At 64.7% G+C, this 17,803-nt stretch carries 21 protein-coding genes and 1 other annotated feature; of the genes, 14 read left to right on the forward strand and 7 right to left on the reverse strand.

The genetic code is table 11. The features are described 5' to 3' along the window. Positions 1-23 precede the first annotated feature (23 nt). Entirely contained in the window at positions 24-419 is a 396-nt protein-coding gene (locus tag AAC014_RS08545; protein WP_339706927.1) for an MAPEG family protein, read from the forward strand. Between the two features lie 152 nt (positions 420-571). On the opposite strand, the gene AAC014_RS08550 is transcribed toward AAC014_RS08545, so the two are convergent. Together AAC014_RS08550 and lepA are read right to left on the reverse strand one after the other, a co-directional pair. Then, the gene (locus tag AAC014_RS08550; RefSeq protein WP_339706930.1) at positions 572-844 is read right to left on the reverse strand and encodes a hypothetical protein; all 273 of its coding nucleotides are present in this window, start codon (positions 842-844) and stop codon (positions 572-574) included. A gap of 69 nt (positions 845-913) precedes the next feature. After that, positions 914-2,719, reverse strand: coding sequence for a translation elongation factor 4 (gene lepA, locus AAC014_RS08555; protein ID WP_339706933.1), 1,806 nt, complete (start codon positions 2,717-2,719; stop codon positions 914-916). Positions 2,720-2,970: 251 nt separating this feature from the next. Here lepA and AAC014_RS08560 point away from each other — a divergent pair, with 251 nt between their 5' ends. Continuing rightward, entirely contained in the window at positions 2,971-3,876 is a 906-nt protein-coding gene (locus AAC014_RS08560; protein ID WP_339706935.1) for a PEP-CTERM sorting domain-containing protein, read from the forward strand. Between the two features lie 14 nt (positions 3,877-3,890). Here AAC014_RS08560 and AAC014_RS08565 read toward each other — a convergent pair whose 3' ends face one another. Genes AAC014_RS08565 through pnuC form a run of 3 tightly spaced genes read right to left on the reverse strand, consistent with a single transcriptional unit; the run spans position 3,891 to position 5,664 of the window. After that, positions 3,891-4,574, reverse strand: coding sequence for an RNA pseudouridine synthase (locus AAC014_RS08565; RefSeq protein ID WP_339706937.1), 684 nt, complete (start codon positions 4,572-4,574; stop codon positions 3,891-3,893). After that, a complete protein-coding gene (locus AAC014_RS08570; protein ID WP_339706940.1) occupies positions 4,571-5,134 on the reverse strand; it encodes an ATP-binding protein in 564 nt (187 codons plus the stop codon). Before AAC014_RS08570 ends, AAC014_RS08565 begins: the two co-directional genes overlap by 4 nt. Further along, on the reverse strand, positions 5,104-5,664 hold the full coding sequence (gene pnuC / locus AAC014_RS08575) for a nicotinamide riboside transporter PnuC (protein ID WP_339706942.1): 561 nt from the start codon (positions 5,662-5,664) through the stop codon (positions 5,104-5,106). Before pnuC ends, AAC014_RS08570 begins: the two co-directional genes overlap by 31 nt. 138 nt (positions 5,665-5,802) lie before the next feature. On the opposite strand from pnuC, the gene rpoZ reads away from it, so the two are divergent. The 9 genes from rpoZ to AAC014_RS08620 all read left to right on the forward strand — a co-directional run bounded on the left by rpoZ (position 5,803) and on the right by AAC014_RS08620 (position 13,960). Next, positions 5,803-6,144, forward strand: a complete 342-nt coding sequence (gene rpoZ / locus AAC014_RS08580) for a DNA-directed RNA polymerase subunit omega (RefSeq protein ID WP_293777162.1) — start codon at positions 5,803-5,805, stop codon at positions 6,142-6,144. A 79-nt stretch (positions 6,145-6,223) separates the two neighbouring features. Next, positions 6,224-6,280: a sequence feature (sul1 is cis-regulatory element that is thought to sense ions involved in sulfur or methionine metabolism; They are found in Alphaproteobacteria), on the forward strand. Between the two features lie 79 nt (positions 6,281-6,359). Next, positions 6,360-7,844 (forward strand): SulP family inorganic anion transporter, encoded by a 1,485-nt coding sequence (locus AAC014_RS08585; RefSeq protein WP_339706950.1) that lies wholly within the window; start codon positions 6,360-6,362, stop codon positions 7,842-7,844. Between the two features lie 17 nt (positions 7,845-7,861). Beyond that, complete coding sequence (locus AAC014_RS08590) at positions 7,862-8,707, forward strand: universal stress protein (protein ID WP_339706953.1); 846 nt, start codon at positions 7,862-7,864, stop codon at positions 8,705-8,707. Between the two features lie 117 nt (positions 8,708-8,824). Further along, the gene (locus tag AAC014_RS08595) at positions 8,825-10,930 is read left to right on the forward strand and encodes a bifunctional (p)ppGpp synthetase/guanosine-3',5'-bis(diphosphate) 3'-pyrophosphohydrolase (protein WP_339706956.1); all 2,106 of its coding nucleotides are present in this window, start codon (positions 8,825-8,827) and stop codon (positions 10,928-10,930) included. After that, entirely contained in the window at positions 10,927-11,511 is a 585-nt protein-coding gene (pyrE, locus tag AAC014_RS08600; protein WP_339706959.1) for an orotate phosphoribosyltransferase, read from the forward strand. Before AAC014_RS08595 ends, pyrE begins: the two co-directional genes overlap by 4 nt. After that, entirely contained in the window at positions 11,508-12,248 is a 741-nt protein-coding gene (locus tag AAC014_RS08605; protein WP_339706962.1) for a pyridoxine 5'-phosphate synthase, read from the forward strand. Before pyrE ends, AAC014_RS08605 begins: the two co-directional genes overlap by 4 nt. Positions 12,249-12,250: 2 nt before the next feature. After that, positions 12,251-12,658 carry a holo-ACP synthase gene (acpS, locus tag AAC014_RS08610; RefSeq protein WP_339707857.1) on the forward strand — a complete coding sequence of 136 codons (408 nt, stop codon included), beginning with the start codon at positions 12,251-12,253 and terminating at the stop codon, positions 12,656-12,658. Further along, a complete protein-coding gene (gene lepB, locus AAC014_RS08615) occupies positions 12,655-13,476 on the forward strand; it encodes a signal peptidase I (RefSeq protein WP_339706965.1) in 822 nt (273 codons plus the stop codon). The genes acpS and lepB overlap by 4 nt, the downstream gene beginning before the upstream one ends. 124 nt (positions 13,477-13,600) lie before the next feature. Beyond that, positions 13,601-13,960 (forward strand): DUF559 domain-containing protein, encoded by a 360-nt coding sequence (locus AAC014_RS08620; RefSeq protein ID WP_339706968.1) that lies wholly within the window; start codon positions 13,601-13,603, stop codon positions 13,958-13,960. 50 nt (positions 13,961-14,010) lie between these two features. On the opposite strand, the gene AAC014_RS08625 is transcribed toward AAC014_RS08620, so the two are convergent. After that, positions 14,011-14,502: an FKBP-type peptidyl-prolyl cis-trans isomerase gene (locus AAC014_RS08625; RefSeq protein ID WP_339706971.1), complete on the reverse strand. Its 492-nt coding sequence runs from the start codon at positions 14,500-14,502 to the stop codon at positions 14,011-14,013. 64 nt (positions 14,503-14,566) lie between these two features. Beyond that, positions 14,567-14,773, reverse strand: coding sequence for a 30S ribosomal protein S21 (gene rpsU / locus AAC014_RS08630; RefSeq protein ID WP_004208618.1), 207 nt, complete (start codon positions 14,771-14,773; stop codon positions 14,567-14,569). 155 nt (positions 14,774-14,928) lie between these two features. Between rpsU and AAC014_RS08635 the strand changes: the two genes are divergently transcribed. The 3 genes from AAC014_RS08635 (at position 14,929) to AAC014_RS08645 (ending at position 17,787) form a co-directional block, all read left to right on the forward strand. After that, on the forward strand, positions 14,929-15,597 hold the full coding sequence (locus tag AAC014_RS08635) for a COQ9 family protein (RefSeq protein WP_339706974.1): 669 nt from the start codon (positions 14,929-14,931) through the stop codon (positions 15,595-15,597). 73 nt (positions 15,598-15,670) lie between these two features. Then, positions 15,671-15,937, forward strand: coding sequence for a FeoA family protein (locus tag AAC014_RS08640; protein WP_339707859.1), 267 nt, complete (start codon positions 15,671-15,673; stop codon positions 15,935-15,937). Further along, positions 15,934-17,787: a ferrous iron transporter B gene (locus tag AAC014_RS08645; protein ID WP_339706977.1), complete on the forward strand. Its 1,854-nt coding sequence runs from the start codon at positions 15,934-15,936 to the stop codon at positions 17,785-17,787. The genes AAC014_RS08640 and AAC014_RS08645 overlap by 4 nt, the downstream gene beginning before the upstream one ends. The last annotated feature ends 16 nt before the right edge of the window (positions 17,788-17,803 follow it).

A 17,803-nucleotide genomic window follows, 5' to 3' on the forward strand; every position in this document is an offset into this window, starting at 1 on the left:
CCCTTCCAAGGGGAGGGATCACCATGCCGATCGAACTCTATCTGCTGGGCGCAGCCGCGGTGCTGGGCCTTGTCCACATCCTGTGGGCCGTGAACGTGAAAACCGCGCAGTACGGCATCGAATGGAACATGGGCGCGCGCGACGGCGAGATGCCGCCCTTGAAGCCGCTTGCCGGACGGCTCGCGCGGGCGCAGGCGAACTTCTTCGAGACCTTCCCGCTGTTCGCAGCGGTGTTGCTGGCAGCGGTCGCAGCGGACCGGCTCGGCTGGAAGTCCGAGCTTGGCGCGCACCTCTATTTCTGGGCGCGGCTGATCTACCTACCGCTTTATGCTGCGGGCATCCCGAAGCTGCGGACGTTGGTGTGGCTCGCCTCGCTGGCGGGGGTGGTGCTGGTGCTGTCGGCGCTGCTGCTGGGCTGAACGCCCTGCCCCGGAACGAGACGAAGTCGAGGAAGTTGAGGCTCTGGCGCGGAAATTCGATTCCGCCGCGCGGATGAGCGTCCGCGCCGTCTGGAGAGCGTGACCGGCCCTCGCCTTTGGCCGGCACAGGTTTTCCGATTTCGAAAGAGGCGCTATTTCCGCTGCGGCCAGCACTTCTCGCAGCGGCGCCAGCATTTGATGTTCGGCATGACGTCGGCGGGCCTGACGCCCGGCGGGGGATTGAGGCCGATGAGGATTTCAGGGGCGACGCCTTCGGGCGCGGCGCTCTTGTGGCAGAACAGGCAGCGCTGGCGGTAGATTTGCGGGGTGAGCGTCTCGGGCTTCTGATGCGGCATCGCGGAGGCGGAGGACGAGAGCGCCGACAACACGAGCGCCAGAAGACGCGAACGGTTTCTCCACATCATGGGCGACCTCCAGGGAGCGCCTACTTCTGCCCCGGAAGAGAAACTTGTCAATCGTCCTAAATTTCTGCCCTACCCCTCGTCGCCCATGCGGAGCGCGGCGATAAAGGCTTCCTGCGGGATGCTGACCGAGCCGTACTCGCGCATCCGCTTCTTGCCTTCCTTCTGCTTGTCGAGGAGCTTGCGCTTGCGGCTGATGTCGCCGCCGTAGCACTTGGCGGTAACGTCCTTGCGGAGCGCCGCGATCGTTTCGCGCGCGATCACCTTGCCGCCGATCGCCGCCTGGATCGGGATCTTGAAGAGGTGGCGGGGGATCAAGTCCTTCAGCCGCTCGCACATATGGCGGCCGCGCGCCTCAGCGGCGACGCGGTGGACGATCATGCTGAGCGCGTCGACAGGCTCGTTGTTGACGAGGATCGACATCTTGACGAGGTCGCCCTCGCGGTAGCCGATCTGGTGATAATCGAAGCTCGCGTAGCCGCGGCTGATCGACTTCAGCCGGTCGTAGAAATCGAACACCACCTCGTTCAAGGGCAGCTCGTACGTGATCTGCGCGCGCCCACCCACATAGGTGAGATTCTTCTGGATGCCGCGGCGATCCTGACAGAGCTTCAGGAGTGAGCCGAGATACTCGTCGGGCACGTAGATCACCGCCTCGATCCACGGTTCCTCGACGAAATCGATCTTCACGACGTCCGGGTAATCGGCGGGATTGTGCAGTTCCTGCGTCGTCCCGTCGGTCATGTGCATCCGGTAGACGACCGAGGGCGCGGTGGTGATGAGATCGAGATCATATTCGCGCGTCAGCCGCTCCTGAATGATCTCGAGGTGCAAGAGGCCGAGGAAGCCGCAGCGGAAGCCGAAACCGAGCGCGGCGGACGTTTCCATCTCGAAGCTGAACGAGGCGTCGTTGAGGCGCAGCTTCGAGATGCTGTCGCGCAGCTTCTCGAAATCCGCCGCATCAACCGGGAACAGGCCGCAGAACACCACGGGCTGCACTTCCTTGAAGCCGGGGAGCGCGGCCTTGGCCGGGTTCTTCACCGTGGTGATGGTGTCGCCGACGCGGGTTTCGGAGATGTCCTTGATCTGCGCTGTGATGAAGCCGATTTCGCCGGCCGCGATCTCGTCGAGCGTCTCGATCTTCGGCCGCATACAGCCGACGCGGTCGATCAGATGCTCGGTACCGCCGGCCATGAACTTGATGTTGAGACCCTTGCGGATCACGCCATTGACGACGCGCACGAGGATGACGACGCCAAGGTAGGGATCGTACCAGCTGTCGACGAGCATCGCTTCGAGCGGCGCAGTGCGGTCGCCCTTGGGCGGCGGGATCTTGTTCACGACGGCTTCGAGCACATCATCGATGCCGATGCCGGACTTCGCACTGGCGAGCACCGCCTCCGACGCATCGAGGCCGATGATGTCCTCGATCTCCGCCTTCACCTTCTCCGGGTCGGCGGCTGGCAGATCGATCTTGTTGATGACGGGGACGATCTCGTGATCATGCTCGATTGACTGGTAGACGTTCGCCAGCGTCTGCGCCTCGACACCCTGCGCGGCGTCCACGACGAGGAGCGCGCCTTCGCACGCCGCGAGACTGCGCGAGACTTCGTAGGCGAAATCGACATGGCCCGGCGTGTCCATCAGGTTCAGCGTGTATGTCTCGCCGTTCTTCGCCTTGTATTCGAGGCGGACGGTCTGCGCCTTGATGGTGATGCCGCGCTCGCGCTCGATATCCATGTTGTCGAGCACCTGTTCCGACATCTCGCGGTCGGTGAGCCCCCCGGTGCGCTGGATGAGGCGATCGGCCAGCGTCGACTTGCCGTGGTCGATGTGGGCGATGATCGAAAAATTACGGATATGCGCGAGATCGGTCATGAGACGGCCACTTAGGGGGCCCGAACGTCTTCGGCAAGCGCGCGGCCCCGCGAGTGTCGCCGTTTTTTACATACTGGCTTAACCCAATACCGTTCGCATCGCTTGCGAAACGAAAAATCACGGCCCAAATCCGTGACTTGCGAGAAAAAAAGGCGATTTGGCACGCGTTATGCTTTCCTTTGTTTTCGACGTTTGTGTCCGCCCGGCAGTGTTTGGCTTGGCGTGCGTAGAAACACAGAGGGGATAAAATCATGCGTTACACGACCTCAATTCTGGCGGCCTGCGCCTCGCTCGCGATTGCGGGTGCCGCCCAGGCGACCACCATCTCCAACGGCGATCTCAGCATGGGCCTGTTCGACAACGGCGGCCTCGGCTCTGGTGGCGTCGGTCTTGCGCTCACCGGTGCCGGCGATGCGATCACGCCCGGCTGCCTTTGCGAAGGCTGGGGCGTCGCCGCCAACGGCGTCGGCAACAAGTACGTCTACGGCGGCAGCTCGGCCGGTTTCACATCGGCCGCGCTGAGCGACGTGACGGCTTCGAGCGCGAAGTCGGTCGTGACCACGAACGACGGCCTCACGATCACGCACACCTACACGCCGGTTGCGGGTGAAACGCTGTTCAAGATCGACGTTGTCATCAAGAACGACTCCGGCGCCGCCCGCACCGACGTGCGCTATGCGCGTACGCTCGACTGGGACGTGACCCCGGGCTACTTCGGTGACAATTACACGTCGGTCTATGTTCCGGGCGTCGCGCCGGAAGGCAAGGTGATGCACACGTCGACCAACCCGTTCGCCGTGCCGGATCCCATGGTGCAGCGCGCGCAGGACGCCAACACGAACGTGTCGGGCGCCGTCGGCGACCTCGGCAGCTACTTCATCTTCAGCTTCGGCGACCTCGCCGATGGCGACGAGTTGAGCTTCACGACGTTCATCGGTGCGTACACGACTGAATCCGCCCTGCTTGCGGCCTTCGCGGCGGCGGGCGTTGAAGCCTACTCGTTCACCTCGGGTAGCCGCCACGTCAACGCTTTCGGCTACGGCTTCGCGGGTCTCGACCTGCCGCCGATCGGCGAAGTGCCGGAACCGGCTGCGCTGGCGCTGTTCGGTCTCGGTGTCCTCGGGCTGGGGGCAGCCCGTCGTCGCCGCAAGGCCTAAGACTTACAGTCTCGTCACGCGGAAGGGGTCGCCCGAAAGGGCGGCCCCTTCTCATTTGCGGCCTCGCGCGCCCAGAGCGGCCAGTCCGCCGGAAGCGACGCCTCCACCGACACGGGCGCTTCCTCGCGGTAGGGGATAACAAGGCCCGCCGAATGCAACCGCATCGGTCCGTTGCCATCTCCATAGACCGGATCGCCCACAATCGGCGCGAGCGCGTGCGCGGCGTGGACGCGAATCTGGTGCGTGCGACCGGTTTCGGGGAAGAAGACCACCAGCCCCTGCCCTTCGTGCGCGGCGAGCAGCCGCCAACGGGTGGCGGCGGGCTTTCCGCTCGGGTCGACGACCATACGCCACCCCGCCTCCGCACTCGAAACCTTGGCGAGCGGCGCCTCGATACGGCCGTCACCCTCCGGCACCCCATCCAGAAGCGCGAGATAGGTCTTGGCGATTCGCCCCTCCGCGAACAGCTGACCCAGGCGCTTGGCGGCCTTCGGATGTCGTGCGAGCAAAAGACAGCCGGAGGTGTCGCGATCCAGCCGGTGCGCGGGCTGCGGCAGGCGATGGAACCCGAAGGTGAGTTCGCCGAGGCGTTCTTCCAGACTGTGCGGCGTCTTCGGCCCCGGATGCACGGCAAGCCCGGCCGGCTTGTCGATCACCAGCATGTGCGCATCGATATGAAGGACGGGCAGCGCCGTCATGCGAGCCCGGCAGAGGCGATCGCCGCGACGGCGGCATCGAACCGCTGCTCGGCATCGCCCGCGATGAGCACCCACGGCACCGCGCGGCGCTCCAGTTCCGCCCGCGATAGCGCCATGAAACGCGCCCGCGCCTCCGGCGTGCGGTGCAGGCGGATGCCGTCATCCACCCACGGGATATCGTCTGCCATCAGCAAATAGAGATCGCCGACATCGGTGAAGGCATCGAGCGCGGGAAGCCGCTGCCCGAGACCCATCATCGCCCACGCCGCCGTCATCAGCGGGTCGGTATCCGAAATGATGAGGCGCGCGCCGCGCTCCGCCGCCTGCTCCCGCGCCGCCTCCGTGAGCGCGACGTGGCCGTGCATGATCGAAACGAGATCGTCGGCATCCGTCTCGCTGCCACGCACCTCGCAGTAGAGACGCCCGTATTCGGGCACCAGCCGTGTGCCGTAGTGCGCCGCGAGCCGGACACCGAGCGTCGACTTCCCCGTGCTTTCGGGGCCGTGCAGCACGACGTTCGCCGGCCGCTTCATGCCGCCACCGCCGCGGCGCGGCGCCACTGGAAGAGCCCGGCGAAGGCGAGGCCGAGGAACACGGTGTAAAGCGCCGACGTGACCGGAAGATCGCGCCACCAGAACAGCCCGATCGCGAGCATGTTGACGACGATCCAGTAAATCCAGTTCTCGACGAAGCGCCGCACCATGAGGATCTGGCCAGCCACGCTGAGACAGGCGACGGCGCCATCCACATAGGGCGCTGCGGCATCCGTGAAACGGTGCATCACGCTCGACCACAGGAACCAGAGCACCGCTGTGACGGCAATCACCGCGGCATTGCCGCGAAGCCCCATCCAGCGCACCGGAACGGTATCGCGCTGCTGCACGCGCCGCCAGCTGACCCAGCCGTAGACATTGAGAACAAGGAAGAAAATCTGCAGCAGCGCGTCGCTGTAGAGCTGCGCCCGGTAGAACACGACCGCGTACAGGCTGACCATTGCGATGCCGAACGGATAGTTCCACACGCTGCGCCGGACGACGAACGTGACATTGGCGAGGCCGAGCAGGGCAGCGATGATTTCGAGGGCGGACATCCGCGTTTCGCATAGCATCCGGGGCGGGCCGTGCAATGCAGCGAAACATCGGGATCGGGGCTTTTCCTTGACTCCTGTTGCGCGCGCGCCTACATCGCGGCCCTTACGAATTTCCCGATTTTTGCTGGAGTTTGCCCGATGGCGCGCGTCACCGTCGAAGATTGCGTAGACAAGGTTCCCAACCGCTTCGAACTCGTGCTGCTCGCAGGCCAGCGCGCACGCCAGATTTCGAGCGGCGCGGAACTGACCATCGATCGCGACCGCGACAAGAATCCCGTCGTCGCGCTGCGCGAGATCGCCGAGGAAACCGTGAAGCCGGTGCAGCTGAACGAAGCGCTGGTTTCGGGTATGCAGCGCGTGATCATGGACGACGAAGACACGGTGGACGAGATCGGCAGCCTCGCCGAGAGCGCCGAAGCGCTCCGCCTCACCGCCGCCGCGCCGCCCAAGCCGACGCCGATCGTTCCCGACTACGACTGATCGCGCCGCCCGGCCGACCGCAACCGACACGAACAGACTTGCCAAGCCGCCGCGCGGCAGGGCATAGACCCGCGCATTCGTCGGACCCGGTTTCTGTACCGGGTGGCTCGGCCGGGCGCCTATCCCCCGGATAACCACACAGCCGTTTCGCAGTGAAGAACCGCCCTAGCGGGCGCTTTTTCCCGAAATCGTCGTCAGTTCCGGGTTTTCATTCCATGTATCCTGCCGCCACGCTTCGCCGCGAATGGCTTTCCAACCCCCGCGGCGACATTCTCGCGGGTCTCGTCGTCGCGCTCGCACTCATTCCCGAGGCAATCGGCTTTTCAATCATCGCGGGGGTCGATCCACGCGTCGGCCTCTATGCGTCCTTCTCCATCGCCGTCATCACGGCTCTGGTCGGCGGTCGGCCTGGGATGATTTCCGCGGCAACCGCCGCCATCGCGGTGCTCGTGGTGCCGCTGGTCCGCGATCACGGCCTGTCTTATCTGTTTGCGGCGACCATCCTGATGGGCGTTCTGCAGATTATCGCCGGCTTCCTGCGGATCGACCTGCTGATGCAGTTTGTTTCGCGATCGGTCATCACCGGCTTCGTCAACGCGCTCGCCATCCTGATCTTCATCGCGCAGCTGCCGCAACTAACCGGCGTTTCCTGGGAAACTTACGCGATGGTCGCCGGGGGGCTTGCGATCATCTACCTGCTGCCGCGCGTGACCAAAGCCGTGCCCTCGCCGCTGGTCGCAATCGTCGTACTGTCGATCATCTCGATCTGGCTCGGGCTTCCGGTCAACACCGTCGGCGACATGGGCGCGCTACCTGACACGCTGCCCTACCTGCTGATTCCCGATGTCCCCCTGACCTTCGAGACGCTGCAGATCATCCTGCCCTATTCGATTACAATGGCGGCCGTTGGCCTGCTCGAATCGCTGCTCACCGCGCAGATCGTCGATGACCTGACCGACACGCCGAGCGACAAGCGCCGCGAAACCAAAGGCCAGGGCATCGCCAATTTCATCACCGGCTTTTTCGGCGGCATGGGCGGCTGCGCGATGATCGGACAATCGGTCATCAACGTGAAATCAGGCGGACATACACGCCTGTCCACATTTGTTGCAGGTGTGTTCCTGCTGTTCCTGATCGTCGTGCTCGGCCCCTGGGTCGCGCAGATTCCCATGCCCGCGCTGGTCGCGGTGATGATCATGGTGTCGATCGGCACGTTCAGCTGGACCTCCATCAAGACCCTGCGCACGCACCCCTGGCACAGTTCCGTCGTGATGGTGGCGACCGTCGTCGTCGTGGTCTGGACGCACGATCTGGCGCAGGGCGTGCTCGTCGGTGTGCTGCTGAGCGGCGTGTTCTTCGCCAGCAAGGTGCGCCGCCTGTTTGCCGTCACCAGTTCGCTTTCGGACGACGGCAAGACGCGCACATATGTCTTCACCGGACAGGTGTTCTTCGCCTCCATCGAACGTTTCGTGTCGGCGTTCGACTTCAAGGAGGTCATCGACCACGTCCGCATCGACGTAAAGGGCGCGCATTTTTGGGACATTTCGGCCGTCGCCGCGCTCGACAAGGCGGTTTTGAAGTTTCGCCGCGAAGCCACGACGGTTGACATCATCGGGCTTAACGAAGCCAGTGCGACGATGATCGACCGTTTCGGCGTTCACGACAAACCCGACGCCGAACAGGCGCTCGGCGCGCACTGAGGACACGGGAGACGACCATGACCAAGCTGCTCGCCTGTATCGACGCTTCCCCCTATGCGAACAGCGTGTGCGACCATGCCGCGTGGGCTGCTGCCCGGCTTTCGGCCTCCGTTGACGTACTTCATGTCATTCAGCGGAAGGACGCGGTCGCTGCACGCCGCGATCTCAGCGGCGCGGTCGGGCTGGGGGCCAAGAGCGGCCTGCTGGAAGAATTGGCGCGCATCGATGAAGAGACCGTGCGGCTGGCACGCGAACAGGGGCGGTTGCTGCTCGAAGCGGCGGAAACGCAGCTACGCGAAGCGGGTATCGCCGTGAACCTGCTCCACCGCCACGGCGGCATCGTGGAGACCATTATCGAACGCGAGGCAGATGCCGATGTGATCGTGATCGGGAAACGCGGTGCATCGGCCGATTTCGCCAAAGGGCACCTCGGCAGCAAGGTGGAACGGGTCGTCCGGGCCAGCATTCGACCGGTGCTGGTGGCGGCGCGTGCATTTCGCCCGATCAAAACCGTGATTGCGGCGTTCGACAACGGGCCGAGCGCACAAAAAGCCGTTCGTTTCATCGCAGATTCGCCGTTGTTTCGGGACTGCACGATCCGGCTGGTCACCGCCGGGACCGAAGCCCAGAGAGGCGCCCTCGAAGCGGCCGCACGGGATATATCGGCAGGTTGCGCCGCAGTCACAGCCCATCTGGAAGCCGGCAACGCGGAGGATGTTATCACGCGGCACATGAACGAAGGCGGGGGCGACATGCTGGTGATGGGCGCATACGGGCACTCACCGCTACGCAACATGATTGTCGGCAGCACAACGACAACGATGATAAGAACCTGCCAGGTGCCGGTATTGCTGTTCCGCTGAGACAGAGGCCATAAGCCCCTGCCCCGCAACCAGTATTTCGTGCGCGCGAACTTCTCCCCTTGCCGCGAGGCCGCATTCACCCCCAAATAGCGTAGGGAGGATGGTGGAAAGGCTCGTGTGCTCAGGCAGTTCGAACTTGTCGAGAAGGTAAAGGCCTACGATCCCAGCGCGGACGAGGATTTGCTGAACCGCGCCTATGTGTTTTCGGTGAAGGCGCACGGCAGCCAGCTGCGCGCCAGCGGCGACCCGTATTTCTCGCACCCGATCGAGGTGGCCGGCATCCTGACCGACCTGAAGCTCGACGACGAGACGATCGCGACGGCCATTCTGCACGATACGCTGGAAGATACGGTCGCGACCCCCGAGGAGGTCGAGGCGCTCTTTGGCAAGAACGTCGCGCGGCTGGTCGACGGCGTGACCAAGCTGTCGCGGATCGAAGCGCAGACGGAGAGCGAACGCGCCGCCGAGAATTTCCGCAAGTTCCTGCTCGCGATGTCGGACGACATTCGCGTGCTGCTTGTGAAGCTCGCCGACCGACTGCACAACATGCGGACGCTGCATTTCATCAAGGACCCCGAGAAGCGCAAGCGCATCGCACGCGAAACCATGGACATCTACGCGCCGCTCGCCGAGCGGATCGGCATGTACGAGTTCATGGACGAGATGAAGCAGGTGTCGTTTCGCGAGCTTGAACCCGAAGCCTACCAGTCGATCACGACAAGGCTCGAGCGGCTTCGTACGGCAGGCGGCGACCAGCTCACCCGGATCAGCACCGAGATCAAGGACGTGCTCGGTAGCCACGGTGTCGATGCCGATGTTGCTGGCCGCGAAAAGCGACCCTTTTCGATCTGGCGCAAGATGCAGGAACGGCACATCCCGTTCGAGCAGCTTTCGGACGTGATCGCGTTTCGCGTGATCGTGGACAAACCCGACGACTGCTATCGCGCGCTCGGCGTTATCCACCAGCGCTGGCCGATGGTTCCGGGACGCTTCAAGGACTTCATTTCGACACCCAAGCGCAACGGATATCGTTCGCTCCACACAACGATCATCCACGGCGATCACATGCGCGTGGAAATCCAGATCCGCACGCGTGGGATGCACGAACAGGCCGAAATGGGCCTTGCCGCCCACTGGGCCTACAAGCAGGACGAAAACGCGCGCGCTTCCGAGCGTTACCCCTGGCTTTCCGACCTTCTCGAAATCCTGGATCAGGCGGGAAGCCCCGAAGAGCTGATGGAGAACGCCAAGCTCGGTCTCTATCAGGACCAGGTGTTCTGCTTCACCCCCAAGGGCGAACTGATCCAGCTGCCGCGCGGCGCAACGCCGGTGGATTTCGCCTACGCGGTGCACTCGAAGATCGGCGAGACGACCGTGGGCGCCAAGGTGAACGGGCGCGTCGTGCCGCTGCGCACCACGCTTGCGAATGGCGATCAGGTGGAAATCCTGCGCTCCGCCCGCCAGCAGCCGGATGCGACGTGGGAGAGCTTCGTGGTGACGGCGAAGGCGCGCGCCGCGATCCGCCGCTTCATCCGCCACAAGGAGCACGAAGAACAGGCCGCGCTCGGCGAACGCCTGCTCGCCGACATCATCAAGCGGCTCGATGTGAAACTCGGCGAAAGCGCCATCGACGACGCCTTGAAGCGCCTCGGTTTGCACGATCGTCAGGATCTCGTGCTGGGACTCGCTGCGCACCGTATCGAGGACGATGCCGTGATCGATGCGCTTCTACCGGGCCGCATCCTCAATGCGCGCGCCAAGCGGCGGGCGAAGCGCAACCCTAAGGCGAAGCTCTCGATCAAGGGGCTGACACCCGGCGTTTCGGTGCATCTCGCACAGTGCTGCAGCCCGATCCCCGGCGACCGCATTATCGGCATCCGCCGTCAGAGCGGCAGCATCGACGTGCACACGATCGACTGCTCGACGCTCGCCGACGCGGACGGGCGCGAGTGGCTCGATCTTGGCTGGGGTGACGACAATGACGGCGCAGTCGTGCGGCTTTCCGCCGTACTGCGCAACGAGACGGGTAGCCTTGCCACGATGACGGGCGTGCTCGCGAAACAGGGCGCCAACATCGTGAACATGCGCACGCACCACCGCGACCGCGATTTCCACACCTTCGTGGTCGATGTCGAGGTGGACAATCTGGCGCATCTCACGAATATCATCGGTGCGTTAAGGGCAACCGACGCCGTGACATCCGTGGAGCGCATGAAGGCATGACAGACGAAGAGGTTCTTGGGGAATTCCGCGCCGCCGAAGCGCTGCTTGAAGGGCATTTCATCCTGTCCTCGGGCCTGCGCTCGCCGAAGTACCTGCAGTGCGCGCGCGTACTGATGGACCCGGCGCGTGCCGAGCGGCTGGCGAAGGCGCTCGCTGAGAAAATTCCGGCGGACCTGCGCGGGCAGATCGAAGCGGTGGTGGCCCCCGCGATGGGCGGGCTCATCGTCGGCTACGAAGTCGCGCGCGCGCTCGGCGTCGATTCGATGTTCGTCGAGCGGCCCCAGGGAACATTCGAGCTGAGGCGCGGTTTCCGGCTGGAACCCGGGACGAAGGTGCTGATGATGGAAGACGTGGTGACGACCGGGCTCTCTTCGCGCGAGGCGATCGCCGCGATCGAAGCGGCGGGCGGCAAGGTGATCGCGGGCGGGTGCCTTGTCGACCGCTCGAACGGCACCGCCGACATCGGCGTGCCGCTCTATTCGCTCATCCGGCTCGATGTGCCCACCTACAGCGCCGACAAGCTGCCGCAGGACCTTGCCGCGCTGCCCGCGGTGAAACCGGGATCGAGGGCCGCCGCGTGAGCCTGCTTCGCCTTGGCGTGAACATCGATCACGTCGCCACGATCCGCAACGCGCGCGGCGGCGTGCATCCTGATCCCGTAAAGGCCGCGACGATCGCGGCCGCTGCGGGCGCGGACGGCATCACCGCGCACCTGCGCGAAGACCGTCGGCACATCAGCGACGACGACATCGCCCGCCTCGCCGCCGAAATCGACCTGCCGCTCAACCTCGAAATGGCAGCCACCGAAGAGATGCTGGACATCGCGCTCCGCCACGCGCCACACGCCGTCTGCATCGTGCCCGAGCGGCGCGAGGAGCGCACGACCGAGGGCGGGCTCGACGTTGTCGGCAACCAGCCCAATCTGCGCACCTTCGTAGAGCGCCTCTCCGGGCGCGGCTGCCGCGTGAGCCTGTTCATCGAGCCCGACCCCGAGCAGATCGAAGCCTCCGCCGCGATCGGGGCCGCGGTCATTGAGCTGCACACCGGCCGCTATGCGCTGACCGAAGGCATGTCGCGCGACGAGGAACTGGAGCGGCTGATCGCAGGCGCCACGCTGGCGGCGAAGCGCGGCCTTGAGGTCCACGCCGGGCACGGCCTGCGCTTCGACAACGTGGCCCCTATTGCGGCGATTCCCGAAGTCGTCGAGCTCAATATCGGGCATTTCCTTGTTGGCGAGGCTGTGTTCATCGGCCTCGACGCCGCGATCCGCGAGATGCGGCGGCTGATGAACGAAGCGCGTTCCGGCGCGGGAGCCTGATTCTGCCCCACGTTGTCGGCCTCGGCTCTGACCTCTGCAATATCGAGCGTATCCAATCGAGCCTCGACCGGTTCGGTGCGCGCTTCATCAACCGCGTTTTCACCGATATCGAGATCGCGCGCTCCGAACGCCGCGTGCTGACGCGCGCCGCATCCTACGCCAAGCGCTTCGCGGCGAAGGAGGCCTGCTCCAAGGCGCTCGGCACCGGCTTCCGGCGCGGGGTTTTCATGCGCGACATGGGCGTTATCAACCTCCCCTCCGGTCAGCCGACGCTGGCGCTGACGGGCGGCGCAGCGCTGCGGCTCGCCGAGATCACGCCCGACGGCCACGCACTCGACATCCACCTGACACTCACCGACGACCATCCGTGGGCGCAGGCGATGGTCCTCATCACGGCGCGGGCGCTGTGAGCGGCAGGAAACCGGGCATCGACTGGAAGAAGGAGCTGCGCTACGCGGCGCTGCTCGGCATCGCGGTGATGGGCATCTGGTCGTTCGTCGCCAAGCCTTTCTACATTCCTTCGGAATCGATGGTGCCGACGCTGCTGGTGGGCGACCGGCTCGTCGTCAGCAAATATCCCTACGGCTTTTCCTACCTCTCGCCCTTCCTGCCCGTGCTGCCGAAGATGGAGGGCCGCGCGTTCGGCAAGCTCCCAGAACGCGGCGACATCGTGGTGGTGAAGTCGCCGAGCGACCACAAGGACTGGATCAAGCGCGTGATCGGCCTGCCCGGCGACACGGTGCAGATGCAGGATGGCATCCTCTATCTCAACAACACCGCCGTGCCGAAGCGGGCAGCATCGCCCACGATGATCCCGGAAACCGACAACATGCCCTGCGCACGGCCCGAATTCCGCGTGACCGAGGCCGATGGGACACGCTTCTGCCGCTATCCGCGCTTTATCGAGACACTGCCCGGAGAGCAGGGAACGGGGCGCAGCTATGCCGTGCTCGACCTTCTCTTCAGCTACGCCGACGATACGCCCCCGGTGCTCGTGCCGCAGGGCCATGTGTTCCTGATGGGAGACAACCGCGACCGCTCCGCCGATAGCCGCTTCTCGCCCGAACAAGGCGGGCTCGGCCTGTTGCCGATCGAAAACGTCGTTGGACGCGCCGAGTTCACAACCTTCTCGCTCGACGGCAGCCAGCGCTTCTGGAACCCCGTGAGCTGGTTCACCGCACTGCGGGGAGATAGAGCGTGGATGTCGCTGCGGGACGGGGACGAGTAGGGCGGCGCAGGCCACCCTCACCCTCCCATCAAGGGAGAGGGGATATATAGACCTCTCCCTTGATGGGAGAGGATACGAAGCCTTGCCAGCCTGCTGGCTAGGCGGAGTTGGTGAGGGTGGCCGGATGAAAAGCTATCCAACGGCAGGAGCAGCTCCGCGCGCAAGGCGACTGCGGCGCGAGGCGACCGTGTTCGAACGAATACTTTGGTCAGCGCTTCGTGAACGCCTGTCGGGATTGAAGTTTCGCAGGCAGGTGCCATTCGGGCCGTACATTGCCGATTTCGCAGGCCATCGGGCGCGGCTGATTATCGAACTGGATGGCGAGGGCCATGCGTTTCAGACCGAAGCGGATGCTGTGCGTACGCGATTTCTGGAGGGCGAGGGTTATCGCGTACTGCGGTTCTGGAACGGGGAGGTCGTGGAGAATCTCGATGGGGTTATCGACACGATCACCGCCGCTGCCACCCTCACCGACTGCGACTAGCCCGCTTTGCGGACAAGTCTCGTTTCCTCTCCCATCGAGGGAGAGGAATTTTACTGCGGGGGCATACCCTGTTCGAGGGCTTCGCGCGGCGCGATTTCGAGGAGTTCCACGTCGAACTCCAGCGTCGCGTTCGGCGGGATGACGCCGCCTGCGCCTTCCGCGCCATAGGCGAGCTGCGGCGGGATGCGGAAACGGTACTTGGAGCCCTTCGACATCAGCTGGAGGCCTTCCTGCCAGCCGGGGATCACAGCGTTTACCGGGAAGGCTGCGGGCTGACCGCGATCGTAGCTCGAATCGAACTTGGTGCCGTCGAGCAGGCGACCTTCATAATGGACGAGCACCACGTCCTCAGCGGTCGGCTTCTGGCCGGCGGCGTCGCGGACCACTTCGTACATCAGGCCTGAGGCTGTCGTCTGCATATTGCTGGGCACCGCGAATTTCTGTGTTCCGGCCCATGCGAGCACGCCCATGCCGACGAGAAGAACCGCGATGAGCAGAACCCAACGGCCAAGGCCGCTACCGCGCGTCGCAACAGTCGCCATCAGCGCACACTCCAGACCTGAAACATTAAACGAGATCCGGCCCTATCGCGAGCCGGAGACCGGCTTAACGAACGCCGTCGCGCTCGGCGCGCTTGCGCTCCAGCTTGCGGGCGCGGCGGACGGCAGCAGCCTTCTCGCGGGCACGCTTTTCGGAGGGCTTCTCGTAGTGACGACGCAGCTTCATCTCGCGGTAGACGCCTTCACGCTGCAGCTTCTTCTTGAGTGCACGAAGGGCCTGATCGACGTTGTTGTCGCGAACGATGATTTGCATTGCGGCCGTCTACTCCATTCCAGTTTTGCCGTCTGTCCGGCACAATAAAACAAGCCGCCGGAGGCAAGCCTCGGCGGAAAGAGGGCGCGATCTAGCAGATTCGCGTGCGTGCAGCAAGGGCTGACGCACCGACGCGCCTCGTGTATCACAGGGCCATGACCGACGCCATCACGCCCGCAGACATGACGCTCGACGAGCTTCGTCCGATCCTGATCGAGGCGCTGCTGCCCAATGTGGCGTTCGACGGCTGGAGCGCGGCGGCGCTGGATGCCGCTGCCGCTGCGGTCGGCATCCCGGCAGACCGCGCGCGGCTGGTGTTCCCCGGCGGCGCGACCGAGATGATCGACGCCTGGATCCTGAAGACAGACCGCGACATGGCCGCCGAAATGGACCGGCGCGGCGCGGCCACGATGAAGATTCGCGACCGCATCACCACCGCCATCCGAATCCGCATCGAACTGGCGCGCCCGCACAAGGAGGCCGTGCGCCGCGCATTCGCCGTGCTCGCGCAGCCACAGAACGCCGCGCTTTCGGCACGCACGCTGTGGCGCAGCGCCGATGCCATGTGGCGCGCCGCGGGCGACACGGCGACCGACTTCAACCATTATACCAAGCGCCTGTCGCTTGGCGGCGTCTACGGCGCGACACTGCTCTACTGGCTGCAGGACGAGAGCGAGGACGACGCGGACACGTTCGCGTTCCTCAGCCGCCGCATCGACACGATCATGCAGGTGGAAAAGGCCAAGATGCGGTTCCGCGAGCAGGCGGGCAACCGCCCGCGCCTCTCCCGCTTCCTCGGTCGCCTGCGCTATCCTGCCGCGTAGGGCACGCCTGCCCTAGTCAAGCCACATTGAACATGATAATCGCTCGCAACAATAAGGGCAGATCAGAGTGTTCATGCGGATCGAGGATCTCAAGGTCGGGCAAACCGCCAGCGTCGTGAAGATCAGGGAAACCGGCACGCACGCCCCTGAGGCGTTGCGCCTGCGGGAAATGGGCTTCGACGAGGGCGTCGAGATCGAGGTGCTGCACCGCGGCCTTATCGGCGGCTGCCCGATCGCGCTGCGCGTGGGAAGCAACGTGATCGCGCTTCGCAAATCAGCGGCGCGGCTGCTCGACATCAGCCTCGCCACCCCGACGATACAGGCCGAGGCCGCCGAATGAGCGCAGCAATTGCCGCGCCGATGGTGGCGCTGGTCGGTAACCCCAACGCCGGCAAGACATCCCTGTTCAATGCGCTGACAGGTGCGCGGCAGAAGGTCGGCAATTATCCGGGCGTGACCGTGGAGCGGAAGGTCGGCGCCATGCAGCTGCCCGACGGCGCGCATGTCGAGATCGTCGACCTGCCCGGCACCTACAGCCTCAGCCCGCATTCGCCCGATGAGCAGGTGACGCGGGACGTTCTGATGGGCGAGCACGGCATCGAGCGGGCGCCGGACGCCATTATCTGTGTGGTGGACGCCACCAACCTGCGCAACCACCTGCGCTTCGTGCTCGAACTCGCGCGACTCGGACGGCCGATGGTTGTCGCGCTCAACATGATCGACCTTGCCGACCGCGACGGCACGAAGATCGATACGGCGCGACTCTCGCAGTTGCTTGGTTTGCCTGTGGTGCCCACCGTTGCCGTCCGCCGGCGCGGCCTTGCCGATCTGGGGCAGGAAACGGCGACCATGCTGATGCGCGAGGCGGTGCCTGCAGGACCAGGCGCCGACATCCGCGCGCTGCAGCACGAGGCGCAGCGCATCGCCGACGCGGTGACAACACTTTCCGGCGGCGCGGGCGCCGCGACACGCCGCATCGACAATATCGCTCTCCATCCCGTGTTCGGCCCCGTGATTCTCGCCGCGCTGCTGTTCATCATGTTCCAGGCGGTATTCGCGTGGGCCGAAGCGCCGATGGCGTGGATCGAGGACGGAATCGCCGCGCTTCAGACCATCGCGGCCGGCGTGATTCCCGAAGGCTGGGTGCAATCGATGATCGTGGACGGCGTGCTCGCCGGCGTCGGCGGCGTGGTGGTGTTCCTGCCGCAGATCCTGATCCTGTTCGCGTTCATCCTCGTGCTCGAACAATCGGGTTATATGACGCGTGCGGCGTTCCTGATGGACCGGCTGATGGCCTATGTGGGCCTCAACGGGCGCGCGTTCATCCCCCTCCTCTCCTCCTTCGCCTGCGCAATTCCCGGCATCATGGCGACGCGCAGCATCGATGACCCCAAAGACCGGCTGACCACCATCCTCATCGCCCCGCTGATGACCTGCTCGGCACGGCTTCCCGTCTATGCGGTGATGATCGCCGCATTCATTCCGGACCGGCAGGTGGGCTTCGCCAACCTTCAGGGCCTCGTGCTGCTCGGCCTTTATGTGTTCGGCATCGTCGGTGCGATGGTCGCCGCGCTGGTGCTGCGGCGTACGGTTGCGCGCGGTGCCGCCAGCGGCTTCATGATGGAAATGCCGAAGTATCAATGGCCTGTGCTGCGCGATCTCATCATCGGGCTATGGCAGCGAGGCCTTGTGTTCATGAAGCGGGCGGGCGGAATCATCCTAGCCTCCACCGTGCTGCTGTGGGCGTTCGCGAGCTATCCGGTGCCGCCGGAAGGCTCGGACGAATCAGCGATCGAATATTCGATCGCGGGGCGCATCGGCAGCGCGCTCGAGGTGGTGTTCGCGCCGATCGGCTTCAACCACGAAATCAGCATGACGATGCTGCCGACGCTCGCCGCGCGCGAAGTCTCCGTGGCGGCGCTCGGCACGATCTACAGCCTGCAGGCGGACGACGAGGAAGCGCTGCAGACCTCGCTCGTTGAACGGCTGCGTACGGCATGGCCGCTGCCCACCGCGCTTGCCTTCCTCGCGTGGGTTGTGTTCGCCCCGCAGTGCATCTCGACGCTTGCCGTGGTGAAGCGCGAGACGAACGGGTGGAAGTGGCCGCTGTTCATGTTTGCGTACCTGTTCGCTCTTGCCTATGTCATGGCCGGACTCACTTACTGGATCAGCCGGGCACTCATCGGCTGATTCCCACGACAAGGGA

The organism is uncultured Sphingosinicella sp. (assembly GCF_963974575.1).
Classification (GTDB): domain Bacteria; phylum Pseudomonadota; class Alphaproteobacteria; order Sphingomonadales; family Sphingomonadaceae; genus Sphingosinicella.